At 64.9% G+C, this 14,743-nt stretch carries 15 protein-coding genes and 2 tRNA genes; 5 read left to right on the top strand and 12 right to left on the bottom strand.

Translation table 11 applies throughout. The features are described from left to right. Positions 1–4: 4 nt before the first annotated feature. The 5 genes from CB0101_RS11170 to CB0101_RS11190 form a co-directional block, all read right to left on the bottom strand. Positions 5–397 (bottom strand): DUF4440 domain-containing protein, encoded by a 393-nt coding sequence (locus CB0101_RS11170; RefSeq protein WP_010311451.1) that lies wholly within the window; start codon positions 395–397, stop codon positions 5–7. Beyond that, positions 384–1,124: an acireductone synthase gene (gene mtnC, locus CB0101_RS11175; protein ID WP_010311448.1), complete on the bottom strand. Its 741-nt coding sequence runs from the start codon at positions 1,122–1,124 to the stop codon at positions 384–386. The genes CB0101_RS11170 and mtnC overlap by 14 nt, the downstream gene beginning before the upstream one ends. Then, complete coding sequence (gene mtnB, locus CB0101_RS11180; protein WP_010311446.1) at positions 1,121–1,804, bottom strand: methylthioribulose 1-phosphate dehydratase; 684 nt, start codon at positions 1,802–1,804, stop codon at positions 1,121–1,123. The genes mtnC and mtnB overlap by 4 nt, the downstream gene beginning before the upstream one ends. Before the next feature lie 21 nt (positions 1,805–1,825). Beyond that, positions 1,826–2,674 (bottom strand): DNA-formamidopyrimidine glycosylase, encoded by an 849-nt coding sequence (locus CB0101_RS11185; protein WP_029553129.1) that lies wholly within the window; start codon positions 2,672–2,674, stop codon positions 1,826–1,828. A gap of 123 nt (positions 2,675–2,797) precedes the next feature. Continuing rightward, positions 2,798–3,007, bottom strand: coding sequence for a photosystem I reaction center subunit IV (locus CB0101_RS11190; RefSeq protein ID WP_010311442.1), 210 nt, complete (start codon positions 3,005–3,007; stop codon positions 2,798–2,800). Positions 3,008–3,117: 110 nt separating this feature from the next. On the opposite strand from CB0101_RS11190, the gene CB0101_RS11195 reads away from it, so the two are divergent. Then, a complete protein-coding gene (locus CB0101_RS11195; protein ID WP_010311440.1) occupies positions 3,118–4,161 on the top strand; it encodes a hypothetical protein in 1,044 nt (347 codons plus the stop codon). Between the two features lie 10 nt (positions 4,162–4,171). Then, positions 4,172–5,656: an ATP-dependent DNA helicase RecQ gene (locus tag CB0101_RS11200; RefSeq protein WP_010311438.1), complete on the top strand. Its 1,485-nt coding sequence runs from the start codon at positions 4,172–4,174 to the stop codon at positions 5,654–5,656. Here CB0101_RS11200 and CB0101_RS11205 read toward each other — a convergent pair whose 3' ends face one another. From CB0101_RS11205 to CB0101_RS11235, 7 genes are all read right to left on the bottom strand, one after another. After that, complete coding sequence (locus tag CB0101_RS11205) at positions 5,657–7,003, bottom strand: LysM peptidoglycan-binding domain-containing protein (protein ID WP_010311435.1); 1,347 nt, start codon at positions 7,001–7,003, stop codon at positions 5,657–5,659. 118 nt (positions 7,004–7,121) lie between these two features. Then, positions 7,122–8,498, bottom strand: coding sequence for an aldehyde dehydrogenase family protein (locus CB0101_RS11210; RefSeq protein ID WP_029553128.1), 1,377 nt, complete (start codon positions 8,496–8,498; stop codon positions 7,122–7,124). Between the two features lie 11 nt (positions 8,499–8,509). After that, a complete protein-coding gene (locus tag CB0101_RS11215) occupies positions 8,510–9,097 on the bottom strand; it encodes a hypothetical protein (protein ID WP_136644095.1) in 588 nt (195 codons plus the stop codon). 49 nt (positions 9,098–9,146) lie between these two features. After that, entirely contained in the window at positions 9,147–11,219 is a 2,073-nt protein-coding gene (locus CB0101_RS11220; RefSeq protein WP_010311428.1) for a sensor histidine kinase, read from the bottom strand. A 3-nt stretch (positions 11,220–11,222) separates the two neighbouring features. Next, a complete protein-coding gene (locus CB0101_RS11225; protein ID WP_010311427.1) occupies positions 11,223–11,828 on the bottom strand; it encodes a response regulator transcription factor in 606 nt (201 codons plus the stop codon). 77 nt (positions 11,829–11,905) lie between these two features. Further along, positions 11,906–11,977, bottom strand: a tRNA-Thr gene (locus CB0101_RS11230). A gap of 10 nt (positions 11,978–11,987) precedes the next feature. Beyond that, a tRNA-Tyr gene (locus CB0101_RS11235) sits at positions 11,988–12,069 on the bottom strand. A 94-nt stretch (positions 12,070–12,163) separates the two neighbouring features. Between CB0101_RS11235 and aroQ the strand changes: the two genes are divergently transcribed. The 3 genes from aroQ (at position 12,164) to CB0101_RS11250 (ending at position 14,726) form a co-directional block, all read left to right on the top strand. Continuing rightward, complete coding sequence (gene aroQ / locus CB0101_RS11240; protein ID WP_029553127.1) at positions 12,164–12,610, top strand: type II 3-dehydroquinate dehydratase; 447 nt, start codon at positions 12,164–12,166, stop codon at positions 12,608–12,610. Next, positions 12,607–13,242, top strand: coding sequence for a tRNA-(ms[2]io[6]A)-hydroxylase (locus CB0101_RS11245; RefSeq protein ID WP_010311423.1), 636 nt, complete (start codon positions 12,607–12,609; stop codon positions 13,240–13,242). Before aroQ ends, CB0101_RS11245 begins: the two co-directional genes overlap by 4 nt. Before the next feature lie 143 nt (positions 13,243–13,385). Beyond that, positions 13,386–14,726 (top strand): site-specific integrase, encoded by a 1,341-nt coding sequence (locus CB0101_RS11250; protein WP_136644096.1) that lies wholly within the window; start codon positions 13,386–13,388, stop codon positions 14,724–14,726. Positions 14,727–14,743: the final 17 nt, after the last annotated feature.

A 14,743-nucleotide genomic window follows, 5' to 3' on the forward strand; every position in this document is an offset into this window, starting at 1 on the left:
CTGCTCAGCTGCGATGGACGTGCACCTGCTGCCAGCTGCCGTTGGTGCGTTGCCAGATGCGGGTTTCGCAGCAGCTGGCTGTGATCGGTTCCCCGCCAGCGAGCCGTTGGGTGAGGCGGGTGTAGCTGAGTACGACGGCGTCATCGCTGAGCCATCGCAGGTGCGGGCGGGCCATCGTCACCGTCACGGCTGTGGCGGGTGCATCGCCGGCCGGGAGGTTGAAGTAGTACTGGTGGAAGGGCAGGCCTTCTACCAAGTGTCCGTTGGTTTCCCCCTCGAAGCAGCTCAGGTCGGCCGCGCAGAAGGTGGCATAACGGCTCCAGTCGCCATTCACCACGCTGTCGAGCATGGCTTGATTGATGGAGAGAATCTCCTGGTCACGATCACTCAGGGCCATGCGCGGGATTGAGCCTGCGGTAATCGTTGATTCTCTCAAACCTGCCGCTGTCTCGCCCTGGGTTGCCCTCGCGATCACTGAACAGCACAGCCATGCCAGCTGCTGAAGCTGCTTCTAGCTCGCTCAGGGCATCACTGATGAACAGCACCTGCTGCGCGGCTGCCTTCATCTGCTCGGCAATTGCGCTGTAGCTCGCGGGCTCTTGTTTGGACCCGATGCGTGTGTCAAACCAGTGGCTGAAGAGAGGTCTTAAGTCGCCCGCTGTGCTGTGGCCGTATAGCAGTTGTTGTGCTGGAGCAGATCCAGACGAGTACACCGCCAACGTGAAGCCTTCTTGATGCCAGCGTTGTAGTGATTCAGCAACATCGCTGAACAGCGGCGCCACCAAAGTTCCACTGGCGTAACCAGAACGCCAGATCCGGCCCTGCAGATCTTTCAGCGCTGTGAGCTTCACATCGCGATCGATCAAGTGCTGAAGGTAGGGCGCAACACGCGCAGCGCCCTGCTGCTCTTGGCAGACCTGCAGTAGGGCCACGGCCTCGGTTGAGGAATCGTTGCGCCAGGCTGACTCCACGTCGTTTGCTAGCTGCTGAATCTCGGGATCCTGGCCGTGGGTGTTCAGAAAGTCTGGGATCGCGGCTCGGGCATAGGGGAAGAGCACGTCCGCTACAAAACTCACCGGGCAGGTGGTTCCTTCGATATCCAGCAGCAGGTGGGTGATGGTCATGGCGTTGCTGATGCGGTTTGCGGACGCTGCACCAATGCCTCCAGCAGCAACTGACGCCAGCGTTGCTCCAGCAGGAACTCCAGGATCTCGAGATGGCGAACAGCGGTGCCAAGGTTGCGGCCCCAGGCATAGAGGCCGTGGCCTGCAATCAGCACGCCATGGGGTGCATCAGCCAATACCGGCCGCACTCTTAGGGAGAGGGAATCGAGATCTTGATCATTGGCGTACACGGGTATCTGCACGCTGCAGGCATGGGTTTTGACGCCTTCGAGTCCCTTCATCATTTCCAGATCGCGCAATTCAAGATGACCACGCTCCAGGGGTTGGCCGGCACTCCCCTGCTGTAGGGCCCATTGCGAGAGAAGTGTTCCCGCCTGCGAATGGGTGTGTAGCACCGCCCCCGCTCCGCAGCTGTTCACGATTTCCAGGTGCAGGGCCGTTTCGGCGCTGGCTTTTCCTTTGCCCGCCACCACGGAGCCTGTTTCACTCACTTGAATCAGATCACGGGGGGCGACGCTTCCCTTGTCGACCCCGCTGGGTGCCATTAACAGCACCACTGGATCGCGCTCCAGCACACAGCTGAAGTTGCCGCCGGTTCCATCACACCAGCCACGCTGATGGATGTTGGCCATCGCTTTGCTCAGCGCCGAGGCCAGGGCGGTGGTGTTGGCATTGGCCATGGGTCCACAACGCAGGCACCATCAAGCAGCTTGGCAGTTGGGGCACCAGTGGCTGCTGCGGCCCCCCAGCTTGTCGCGCTGTATGGGAGTGCCGCAGACCCGGCACGGTTCACCACTCCGCCGGTAGACCCACGCTGCATTGCCGTAGTTGCCGTTGGTGCCGGTGAGGTCACGGAAATCGCTGAATGTGGTGCCGCCTGCGCCGATGCTGGCTTCGAGCACCTCCACCAGGGCGCTGTGCAACCGCTTGAGCTGGGCTGGTGCCAGCTGTCCGCTCGGTGTTTGCGGTGCGATCCGGCTCATGAACAGCGATTCATCGGCGTAGATGTTGCCCACCCCAGCCACCAAGGCTTGATCCAGCAGGGCCGTTTTGATCGACCGGGTTGAGCCTGCCAATTTGGCGGCTAAGTGCTCAGCGCTGAAGTCGGTGCTGAAGGGTTCCGGCCCCAGCCGGCGTAGGCCGGTCATCACCGACTCCAGCGGTTCTCCTGGGGGCACCCACCACATTTCTCCGAAGCTGCGCAGGTCCACAAAGCGCAGTTCTTGCTCCTGGGTATTCCAGATGCGGACTCGCGTGTGGCGGCAGGGCTCGGCTGGGGTGTTCATCCATAGGAACTGCCCGGTCATGCGCAGGTGCACGCCCCAATGGCCTGCATCGGCGCCGCCGCGTTGCAGCGTGGCCATCAGGTATTTGCCCCGCCGCAGCCACTGCTGCACGGTGCAACCCTCCAGGGCGCTGCAGAAGAGCTCCGGTAAGGGCGGTGACGCGATCGCTCGGGCCCGCAGCACCTCGACACGGGCAATCTCGAAGCCGCTCACCTGCTGCTCCAGCCCGCGCCGCACCGTTTCCACTTCGGGCAGTTCAGGCACGCGCAGCTGGATGGCTTCAGGGCCACAGACTGCCACGAGGGGTGCTGCTCACCACGCAAAAGCCCCGGCCTGGAACAGACCGGGGCTCAAGGGGAAGGCTGCTGCTGCAGACGACTCGGAGGATCAGGCCTTCTCGAGCTCGCTCTCAGCAAAGTTGTTGGTGTTGATGCCGCCTTCGGAGCCGCTCACGCCGTTGTAGTTCACCTTCTCGAAGCGCACCACCACGGGGTAGCGGATGCCGGAGGTGTCGATCGAGGCAACGGTGCCGACTTCGTTGAACCAGTAGGACTCAGGACGCTTGATGCGCACTTTGTCGCCGCGGGAGATGGCCATCGCTGCGCAAAGAAAGGGTGGCTGTCAGAGGGAATGTACCCGCGCTGGGCGGGTGTTCTCACCGGCCGTCACGAAACGTGGCACCATCGACCTTCCCTGAGCGCATCCCAATGGCCGAGGCCCCATCCTTCAGCCTCGATCTGCCGGATCCCGAGAGCGACACCATCAGCTCGATGGAGTTCCTGGCACGCATTGAGGAAGCCTGGGCCATCTGCGATCGCTTCGATCTGCAGACCGAGATCTGGCGGGGGCGGATTCTCAAGGCGGTGCGCGATCGCGAGCGCCGTGGTGGTGAGGGCCGCGGGGCCGGCTTTCTGCAGTGGCTCCGGGAGCAGGAGATCAGCAAAACCCGGGCCTACGCCCTGATCCAACTGGCGGAATCGGCCGATCAGATGCTGGGCGAAGGCGTGCTGGAAGAAACCAGCGTGAACAACTTCTCCAAGCGCGCCTTCATGGAAACGGCCCAGGCCGACCCCGAGGTGCAGCTGATGATCGGCGAGGCCGCCAACGATGGGCAGCAGATCACCCGCAAGCAGGTGCGTCAGCTCACCGATGAATTCACGGCGGCGACCAGCCCATTACTGCCGGAGGAGATCCGCCAGCGCACAGCGGAAAATCTGCTGCCCCCCAAGGCGGTGGCGCCCCTGGTGAAGGAGCTGGCCAAGCTGCCGGATGAACAGCAGGAAGACCTGCGCAAGGTGCTGCGCGATGAGCCCGAGCTGGAGCGCGTGAAGGATGTGACCAGCACCGCCCGCTGGTTGAGCAAGGCCACTGAAGCGGGGCTGTCGGTGCGGGCCTTCCAGCAGGGTGAGCTCGATTTTGATAAAGCCATGCAGGAAGCGCTGCGCCTGGATGCCCTTGGGCTCTTGGCCGACGCGGTGGGTCAAGCCCAGGCATTGGAATCGGCCGTTCTCAAGTTGCACACCAGTTGGCGGCGTCTGAATGGATTGCAGGAGCGCCTTTGGGTGGAGAGCGGCAGCAGCACCCCCCATCTGCGGGAACTACTCACCGCCCTGCAGACCCTGAGCGGCAACACGCTGCGGGTGTCGTTGGGGGAGCTGGCAGGCGGTAAGCGGGTGCGGCTGCAGCTGGTGGAGGAGGCCCCGGATCAACTCGAGGCCCCCGCGATCCCCGTGATGGCCCAGGCCGGCTGAGGCCGGGTTGATGGCGGATCCTCTGGAGCAGGCGCTGCAGGAGCATTTCGGTTGGGCAAGCTTCCGCCCCGGCCAGCGGCCGGTGGTGGAGGCGATGCTCGAAGGGCGCGACTGCCTGGCGGTGCTGCCCACGGGCGCTGGCAAATCGCTCTGTTATCAGCTGCCTGCGCTGGTGCGTGGCGGCTTGGTGCTGGTGATTTCGCCGCTGGTGGCCTTGATGGAAGATCAGGTGCAGCACCTGCAGCGCCGCGGCATTCCGGCGGCCTGTTTGCATAGGGGGCTCGATCCGGCCCGCCGCCGCGATCTGATCGCCCGGGTGCGCAGCAACCGGCTGCGGCTGATCTATCTGGCACCCGAGCGCCTGCAGGTGGAGGCCACCCGCCAACTGCTGGAAGATATCCACGAGCAGGGGCAGTTGGTGGGCGTGGCCATCGATGAAGCCCACTGCATCAGCGCCTGGGGCCACGATTTCCGCCCCGACTACCGCCGCCTAGGCCAGCTGCGTCGGCTCTGCCCAGGCGTGCCGCTGGTGGCCCTCAGTGCCACGGCGGCACCTCGGGTACGGGCTGATTTGATTCGCATGTTGGAGCTGCGGCGCCCGCTCATCCAGGTGCGCTCTGCCCGTCGCGACAATCTGGCCTATGCGATGCGGCGGCGGCCGGCTGATCCGATGCCGCAGGTGCTGGAGGCCCTGGCGGAAGCCCGAGGCGCCAAGCTGATCTACGCACGCACCCGCCGTTCGGTGGAAAGCTGGGCGCGGCGGCTCTGCGATGCCGGCGTTGAGGCGATCGCGTATCACGCCGGGATGGATCCGGAGAGCCGGGCCCTTGCCCTCACCCACTTCCAGGAGCATGCGGCGCCGGTGTTGGTGGCCACGGTGGCCTTCGGGATGGGCGTCGATCGGCCGGATGTGGGCCTGGTGTTGCACCTCGATTTGCCGGCGAGCCCTGAGGGGTATCTCCAGGAATCCGGTCGGGCTGGCCGCGATGGCCTGCCGGCGTGCTGTCTGGTGCTCTTCGATCCAGAGGACCGCACCAGCCTGGGCTGGGCCATCCGCGCATCAGCGGAATCGGTGAGTGATCCCCAGGAGCGTCAGCGGGTGGAGCTGGCCCAGCAGCAGCTGCGCCGCATGGAAGCGGTGGCGGAAGGCCCGGCTTGCCGGGAGCAGGCGTTGCTGCTGGCAGTGGGTGAGCTGGTGCCGCCCTGCGGCCGCTGTGATCGCTGCACGGAGCGCCCCGCCTTGAGCGACTGGTCGGAGCAGACCGCTGAGGTGCTGGCCCTGCTGGAGCAGCGGGGCGGTGTGGATCTGCGCAGCCTGGGCGACGATCTCGCTCAGGCCGAAGGCGAGGAGGTGGAGCGCTGGCGTTGGTTGGCGCGCCGTCTGGTGCAGGAAGACCTGATCGCCGAGAGCGATGACGGCAGCCAGCGCCTCTGGCTGCGCCCGGCTGGTCGCCGCTTCTTGCGGCAGCCCTGGCCCTTCAGGCTGGCGGCCTGATCAGCCCCCCTTGGCGGTGCAGAGGTCGTTAATCAGCTTGTGCTCGAAATCGCTCTGGGGCGCATCCCAGGTTTTCCAGCTGCCCGATTGCCCCGTGGCATTGAGCCGCTTGGCGTTGCAATTGATCGCCAGGTAGAGGGGCTGGCCATCGCTGTTCAGGCTCGGGGCCACGTAGCTGCCACCCATCGGCTGCCAATTGGCCCAGTCCACCTGCAGGGGGCCGTAATTGCGCCAATCTGGGGCCGAGGGCTTACCTGGCTTGGCGGGTTTTGCAGCGGTGGCCGCAGGCTTGGCAGCTGGCTTCGCAGCCACCGGAGTGGCGGCGGGTTTCGCCGCGGGCTTCGGTTCCGGCTTGGGCTCTGGTTTCGTTTCAGGCTTGGCTGCAACGGTGGTGGCGGCGGCTGGTGCTGCCGTGGCGACAGCGGGCTTCGGCTCGGGCTTGCTGGCCACAGGCGTTGCTGCCGGCTGGGCGGCGACGGCAGGTTTCGGGGTGGGTTGGGCTGCCGGTTTAGCCGCCACTGGGGCGGGCTTGGGTGCCGGCTTGGGCTTGGCCGCCACGGGTTTCATTGCCGGCTTGGGGGCGGGTTTCGGGGTGCCGCGCAGCTTGATGGTTTGGCCCACCACCACTTGGTTGGGGTCGCTGATGCCGTTGATGGCGATCAGGTTCTGCAGTGATACGCCGTAGCGATTGGCGATCACGGAGAGGCTTTCGCCGCTCTGCACCTTGTGCTGGGTGGCGTTTTTGTTCACGGCCGGCTTCGGTGCGGCTGCGGTGCGGGTGACGGGCACCTGGATGCGGCTGCCGGCCCAGAGGTCCTGGGCGCTGCGCAGGTTGTTCATCTCCATCAGGCGCTGCACGCTGGTGCCATAGCGCTCCGCCAGCTCGGACAGGGTTTCGCCAGGTTTCACGGTGTAGTTGGCCTTCACCGTGGTGGTGCGTGTTCCCCCACCGCTGCTGGCGCCTGCGGCACCCGGCACCTGGATGCGGCTGCCGGCCCAGAGATCCTGCGGACTGTGCAGGCCATTGAGCTGCATCAGGCGCTGCACGCTGGTGCCGTAGCGCTCCGCGATTTCGGAGAGGGTTTCGCCCGGTTTCACGGTGTAGTTGCCGCTTCCGCCCCCGCGGCTGGTGGTGCCGCCGGCGCCGGGCACCTGGATGCGGCTGCCGGCCCAGAGATCCTGCGGGCTGCGCAGGTTGTTGAGCTGCATCAGGCGCTGCACACTGGTGCCGTAGCGCTCGGCGATCTCCGAGAGGGTCTCGCCCGGCTTCACCACGACCTCTCCGGCTAGGCCCGGCAGGGGCAGCAACAGGGCCAGGGCGAGTGCAGCAGCGGAGCGGCGGCGCATGGGGCGTGGGCGTTCGGCTGGAGGCACCATACGGGCCTTGGCCTGTGACGCCAGCCCTTGTTTGATAAGGCCTGGTGATCAGGCTGGGCGCTCGATTGTGCTCCGTTTCCGGGAGCGTTTAGCCCAGCAGTCGACGCACCAGGGGCAGCTTGCCCGCGTAAGGCGGGTAGCGGAAGGGGACATCCAGCCGGAAGGGGCGGCGCAGCACGCTGCGTTCGTGCGAGAAGGTGCGGAATCCGGCCTCGCCGTGGTAGTTCCCCATGCCGCTGTTGCCCACGCCGCCAAAAGGCAGGTCGGGCACACTCACGTGCATCACCACATCGTTGAAACAGACGCCGCCGGAGCTGGTGCGCTCCAGGATCTGCTGCTGGGCGTCGCGTTGCTTGCTGAATAAGTAGAGCGCCAGGGGTTTGGGACGCTGATTGATCCGTTCGATCGCTTCGTTGAGGTCGTTCACGCGCAGTACCGGCAGCAGGGGGCCGAACAGCTCTTCGTGCATCAAGGGGTCGTCCAGGTTGTCCACCTGGATCAAGGTGGGCGCGATGCGCCGGCGGCTGGCGTCGCTCTGGCCGCCGAAGAGCACCTGGCCGCGGCTGCGGGCCCCCTCCAGCAGGGCATGCAGCCGCTCGAATTGGGCCTGATTCACCAGGCAGCCCAGATCGGCTGAGGCCAGGGGATCGTCGCCGAAGCACTGGCTGATGCGCTCGCCGAGTCGCTCGATCAAGGGGGTTTCCACCGCCTCATCCACCAGCAGATAGTCAGGGGCGATGCAGGTTTGGCCGGCGTTGAGGCATTTGCCCCACACCAGCCGCCGGGCGCTCACCTCCAGATCGGCATCCCGCAGCACCACCGCCGGGCTTTTTCCCCCCAGCTCCAGCGTCACCGGGGTGAGATGGCGCGCCGCGGCTTCCATCACCAGCCGGCCCACCCGTTCGCCGCCGGTGAAAAAGATGTGATCGAAGCGCTCCTGCAGCAGGGCCTGAGCCACCGGACCATCCCCCTGTACCACCTGCACCGTGGTGGTGGGAAACGCGGCGTCGATCAGATCGGCGATCAACGCGCTGGTGGCCGGAGCGTGTTCAGACGGTTTGAGCACCACGGTGTTGCCCGCTGCCAGGGCGCTCACCAGCGGTTGCAGGCTCAGCAGGAAGGGGTAGTTCCAGGGGCCGATCACCAGCACGCAGCCCAGGGGTTCCCGGATGACTTCGGCGCGGCCGGGTTGCAAGAACACCGGCAGACCCACAGCCCGAGGCGCCATCCAGCGGCGCAAACGGCTGCGCACCAGCTGGATTTCCTGCTGCACGGCCACCAGCTCGAAGTAGGCCTCCACCGGTGGTTTGCCGAGATCGCTCGCCAGGGCTTTGAGCACCGCATCGCGTCGCTCGGCGATGGCGCGCTCGAGGCGATCGAGTTGTTCGAGGCGCCAGCTGCGCGGGCGAGTGGCACCGTCGCTCACGGGCTGCCGCATGGCGGCAATGGGGGTGGAAAGCAGCATTGAGGGCGGGCCTAGCCCAACCATTCCTGCTCGGGATGTTGCCGCAGATGCTGCTGTGCCTGCCGTTGCAGCGCCTCAATCAGTGCCTGCAGAGCTGGCTGATCCTGTAGGTCGCGCCGCACCGCGATGCGATCCACGCCCCCTGCATGGCGCAACAGGGGGATCTCCACCAGTTCCCCGTCGGATCGGGGGGCGACCGCCTCGGGCAAGGTGAGAACCGCTAGATCGAGAACCCGCTCCAGCAGCAGCGCTTCAATCTGCTGGGGATGGCTGCAGTGCTGCACCAGGGTGGGCTGCAAGGCGGCATGCACCTGGCCGGCATGGCCGCAGGCGAGCCAGCGCGGCTCGGCGGGGCTGGCCTGTAACCGCAGCCATTGCCAGGAGCGTCGCAGGCCTTCGAGCAGCACCTGATTGGCGCTGGCGCGGTAGCGGCCGTCGGTGTGTTTCCGGAACTCCAGGCCAAGCCGGCGGCTCACCTGCCGGTAGATCCGGGAGATGGAGCTCTGGTCCCGTTGGGTGATCTGGGCCACCACGCTGGTGCTGGGGGCGATCTCCAGCAGATCGAGCACGGGCAATCCGTCGAACAGGATGTCGGCCATGGGAACCATCCCTCCCTATGCAAAATCTGCAATTGGGGGGTGGTTTCGCTCAATCCCCAGTGGTGGGTAGAGGAGCGGCTTGGGCCGGAAATAGCAAGGCCAGGCTGGCGCCACCCTGGGGGCTGGAGCCGCAGCGCAGCTGGCCGTGGTGGTTCTCCATGGTGGTGCGCACCACAAACAGCCCCAGGCCGCTGCCGGTTGCTTTGGTGGTTTCCAGAGGGGTGTCGTCGAAGGCTTGGGGCGGCAGGCCGGGGCCGTTGTCGCTCACCGAGAGGCACCAGTGCTCGCCTTCGCGCTGAAGGCTGATGCCGATCCAGGGCTCACCGTTTGCCTGGCTGTTGAGGGCCTCAGCGGCGTTGCGCAGCAGGTTCACGATGGCGATTTGGATCTGAACGGCATCGCCATCGATCCAGGCGGGCTCCTGCTGCTGATCGAGCTCCAGGCTGTCCACCGTGAGGCGGCTGAGGGGGCCGCCGGAACGGGCATAGAGCAACGCGCTCTGCGCCACCTCCCGGAGATCGAGGCGCTGGTGCTCGGTTTGCACGTTGCGCAGCAATGCACGCATCTTCTCGATGGTGAGCACCACGCGGTCCGCTTCCTGGCGGATGCTGAGCAGCTGGGCTTGCCAGCTCTCGGGTAGCTCCGGACGATCGGGCTTTTGACTCCGATCCAGCAGCAGTTGGCTGTTGAGCAGCAGCACGCTCAGGGGTTGATTGATCTCATGCGCCACCGCAGCGGCTTGGAGGCTGCTGCGCAACTTGTCTTTGAGCAGGGCCAGGGTCTGGGCATCGCGGAAGCGCTCGCGTTCCTGCGCTTCCTGCAGGTTGGCGGTGAGGGCGTTGTAGCGCTCCACCAGCTCGCTGATGGCGCCATCTAGGGCGATCAGCTCTTCGCCAGCTGTGCTGTTGAGGCCGCTCTGGAAGTGCAGGGCGGAGTCGGCGGTGGCCCTGGGTGTGGCCAGGGCGTGACCCAGTTCGCGGGAGGCGGATTCCAGTTGATCGAGGGGGTCGAGCAGGGCTCGGATCTGCCGGCTGATCAGCACCACGGCCCCGGCCAACGCCGCCGCCGCTGCCACCAGGGCCAGCGCGCTGCTGCGCTCGGCGGCAACATTGCTGGGACTGGCGGCCAGGGCCGTGAGCAGGGTCCAGTTCAGCCCTTCTTCCTGGCCCCAAGGGCTTGCCTGCACCGTGAAGGCCTGGCCATTGATCCGAGCGCGCACCGCGGGGCTGGGCTCACCGGGTTGACGCGCTGCGGACTGGAATGCCTGGCGGAGTTCGCGGATCAGCGGGTTGGAGAGATCGCGCAGGTTGGCGCGTTCCACGCTGCCGCTCCGCTTGGTGAGGGTGAGCTCCGGCAGCGAGCAAGCCACCAGATCCCCATTGGGTTCCACGATCAAGGCAATCCCCTCGCGGTTTTTCCAGACCCCCTGCAGCCAGGTACTCAGCTGACTGAGCACCATGTCCACACCCACCACGCCCTGCAGGCTGCGATCGGGGCCGAACAGCGGGGCGTTGTAGGAAATGGAGAACACCTCTGGCTGGTCCTCCCAGGCGTAGATCGAGCTCCAGCTGGGCTTGCCGGCTTTGGCGGTGTCGACGTACCAGGCCTCCTCATGGGTGGCGCTCATCTCCGGGATCCGCTCCAGCAGCGCACCGCGCTGGCCCTGGGCGCTCATGGCGTAGACCGCCATGGAGCCTCTGCCGCTGCGGGGGGTGTCTTCGTTGAGCAGCAGCTCACCCTCGGCCGTGCGCTCCATGCCGACGAAGGCGCCATCGGCCAGGCCGATGTTGATGTAATCCACGGGGAACACCCGCATCTGGTTCCAGAAGCGCTCGCTGATCGCCGCCACGTTCCGCTCCCGTGCCGGGTCGGCCTTCAGCCAGTTGAGGTTGAGATCGTTGATCCAGATCGGGTAGCTGAGCTTGCTCGAGAGGCGGATCGAGAGATCCACCACCGAGGCGTTCTGGCGGTAGCCCTCGCTGAGCTCCAGGCCGTTGCGCCGGCCCAGGCTGTAGCTCAGCAGGCTGAAGCCGCCGGTGACCAGCAGCAGCTGTAGCGCACTCACCACCGCCAGCCGGTTGGCGAGTCGCTTGGGCCTTGGGATCCGAAAGCGTGCAGCCATTCTTCAGCTCTCCGCGGTGTTCAGGCGGCCCAGAAGCGAGGCTTGCCGCACCAGCTCTGCACCGCTCACCCCCAGCTTCTGGGCGATGGCCTTGCGGTGGGTTTCCACCGTGGCGATGGAGAGGTTGGTGGTCTTGGCGATTTCCTTGTTGGTGAGCCCTTGGCCGATCAGGCCATAGATCTCCTGCTGGCGGGGCGTGAGGGGTTCAGCGCTCTGGGGCAGGCAGCGCTCCAGCACGCTGGTGAGCTGATGGAACGCGGAGGTTTTGTCGACCACGCCTGCGATCAGGGGTTGCAACGCCGCCGGGCAGACAAAGCTGCTGGCTTGGCCGGAGAGCACCACCACCTGAGGGTTTGGGTGATGCTCCGCCAAGGCTTGGGCCACGGCTAGACCATCGCCGTCTGGTAAGGCCAGGTCAAGAATCACGAGATCAGGCGGATCATCGCTGCGGCAGAAGGCGATGGCGTCGGCTTGGGTGGTGGCTGATGCCACCACGCTCAGGCCTGGGACGGCCTCCAGCATCGAGCGGAGCAGCTGCAGGAACATCACCTGGTCTTCCACGATCAGGCAGCGCAGAACCTGGGCTGTCGTGGATGGTGATGCCGTCATCCAGCCGGATGCAGAAAAGAGTGTTCAAAGACTGCACGATTAAGCAGCCTTGAACAACTTTTGGCTGTCTTTTTTAAAGCCCTTGACGAGACTTGAACTCGTGACCTCTCCCTTACCAAGGGAGTGCTCTACCGCTGAGCTACAAGGGCATGTGGAAGGTGGGCCGGGTTGGATTTGAACCAACGTAGGCAGAGCCAGCGGATTTACAGTCCGCCCCCATTAACCACTCGGGCACCGACCCGAACCACACCCCAAGAACTTACCAGCCGGTGGGTCTGCCCCTGGCCCTGCTCCTTACGATCGGGGCACTGAAGGCCGGATCCACGGCGCTGGCGATGCGGGTGCTGCTGCTGAATGGACCCAACCTCAATCTGTTGGGGCTGCGTGAACCTGGCCTCTACGGAGCCGACACCCTCGAGGCGATCGAAGCCGAGCTGGCTCGCCAGGCCACAGGGCTCGGCGTGGAGCTGGACTGCTTCCAGAGCAACCACGAAGGTGCGCTGATCGATCGCATCCATGCCGCCCGGGGCGGGGTGGACGGAATCCTGATCAATGCCGGGGCGTTCACCCACACCTCCATCGCCATCCGCGATGCCCTGCTGGGTGTGGCGATTCCCTTCGTTGAGCTGCACCTGAGCAACGTGCATGCCCGTGAGGCCTTCCGCCATCACTCCGTTCTGGCTGACAAGGCCGTCGGGGTGATCTGCGGCTTCGGGGCCGCCAGTTATGGCCTGGCCCTGCAGGGGCTGGTGCAGCGCCTGCGCCAAGAGGCCTCGGCATGACCGCTCTGCTGGACAACCCCACAGCCCGCGTGAAATGGCTGGCCGCGGCCAGCAGCGCGAGCTGGCTGGAGCAGGCCAACGCCCGCCCGGATTTGGTGTTGATCGACCACGCCCACTGCGAGCGCAAAGCGGCGGGTGTGGCCTTGCAGCTGATGTTCCGCTATCCCTCCGATGAAGCCCTGGGGGCCGCCCTGAGCCCGCTGGCCCGCGAGGAACTGGAACATTTCGAGCTGGTGCTCCAGCTGTTGCAGCGTCGCGGGATCCCCTTGCGCCCCCTGCCGGCACCGGCCTATGGCGCCACTCTTACGGCTTCGGTGCGCAAAGGCGAGCCGGAGCGGAGGCTCGATTCCTTTTTAGTGGCGGGCCTGATCGAGGCCCGCAGCCATGAGCGCATGGCGCTGCTGGCGGCCCACAGCCCCGATCCCGAGCTGCGGGCGCTCTATGGAGAACTGCTGGCCAGCGAAGCCCGGCACTTCGGTCTTTATTGGTGTCTGTGCGAAGAGCGCTTTGGCCGTGAGGCCACGGTGGCGCGGCTCCAGGAGTTGGCGGTGGTGGAAACCCTTGCCTTGACAGGGGACCTGGCTGATCCTCAAGACGTGCGCATGCATTCGGTTGGGGTCCAAACACGCTGATCTGTGCCACAAAGTCCGTGCCACATTCGTGCCACACGGGTTTGAAGTCTCAGTAGGGACAAGGCTCTGCCACATGACAGCCACACCGTTCGTGTGGCACAACTCGTGTGGCACATGCCACGTACGTCACGTGTGGCGGGGAGATGGCTGAGGAACTGAATGCCACACCGACCATCGGCGGTGGGCGGATCTACCAACGGAAGGAGGGAGGCTCCTGGCAGTTCTGCCTCTGGGTGGAAGGTGAGGGGCGGATCCGCAAGTCTCTGAAGACCTCGGACAAGTCCCTGGCTCTGAGAGAGGCGGAGCGACTGACGCTCGATGCCCGTGCCGCTCAGATGGCTGGGAACAAGGTGCTGGCCTCAACGCTTGCCCAGTGCCTCGCTCACTATGAGGAGCACCAGGACGAGCGGATGCTTCTGGGCGAGATCCGCTCAGTAGATAACGCTCGGTACAAGGTCCGCTTCTTGCAGCGAGTGTTGACCGAGATGTTCGGTCTCGAGAGGCCCATATCCACCATTACTCAGAAGGACTGGGACGCCTTCATCCCCTACAGAGGGAGACAGGGGGCAGCCTTGGACACGATTCGGGCTGAGTGCTGCCTGATCCGTAACTTCTGTCGCTTCTCCCGACAGTACGGGTGTCAGGTCGTGCCAGAACTGTTCGTGAAGGTCCCGAAGTCCCAGCGGTCCAGGCGAACAGAGACCTTCACCTCAGAGGAGTTTCACACTCTGGTCTGGAAGCTGGAGGACTTTGTCGCTCCTGACACCGAGGACGGTCTTTATCTCAGGGATTGGGGACTGGGTGCTGCCAAGGCCAGGGAGAAGATGCCGAAGGTTGTCAATCAGGACTTGGAACGGTCACGGCGAGAGTTGCTCCGGTTCTTCGTTTTGGTCGCTGCTGCCTCAGGGTGCCGCCCACACGAATTGGCGGGCGAAGAGCAGGGGAGTCTCCGATGGAGAGATGTCGAGTTCAAGGACGTGCTGGTTACTGTTTCTCTCTCACAGAAAGAGCCCACGCCAAAGACCGTCGCTATCCTCAAGATCAGAAAGCAAACGAAGACCGGTGAGCGCTCGGTCCCGATGGTTGGAGGCAAGTACCTCAAGGCGCTGAAGGCCTGGAGTCGTTTCAGTGGTCCAGACGATTATGTATTTGCAGATCAGTACGGAATCCGAGCCGGCAAGCCCCCGTATATGGATTCTCTGAGGCTTCAGTGGAGGGAGTTGTTGAGGCGGATGAAGTTCACACGGTTCAAGCCAGATCTCTACTCCCTTCGTCACTACTTCGCAACTCAGAGGCTGCAGTCGGGAGCGCCTCCGTACCTGGTCGCCAAGACGCTTGGGCATTCCATTCAGGAACTCACCAATGTCTACTCTCATGTTCTGATGGAGAATGAGGGTGTTATTCGACAGGTTTGGAGGGACAACACTCCTCAGGAGTTGCAGGATATTGGACTGGTTGTGTCGGAGCCCTGGGAGCTTCGCTGACAGGGATTATTGGTCCA

Source organism: Synechococcus sp. CB0101 (assembly GCF_000179235.2).
Taxonomy (GTDB): Bacteria; Cyanobacteriota; Cyanobacteriia; order PCC-6307; family Cyanobiaceae; genus Vulcanococcus.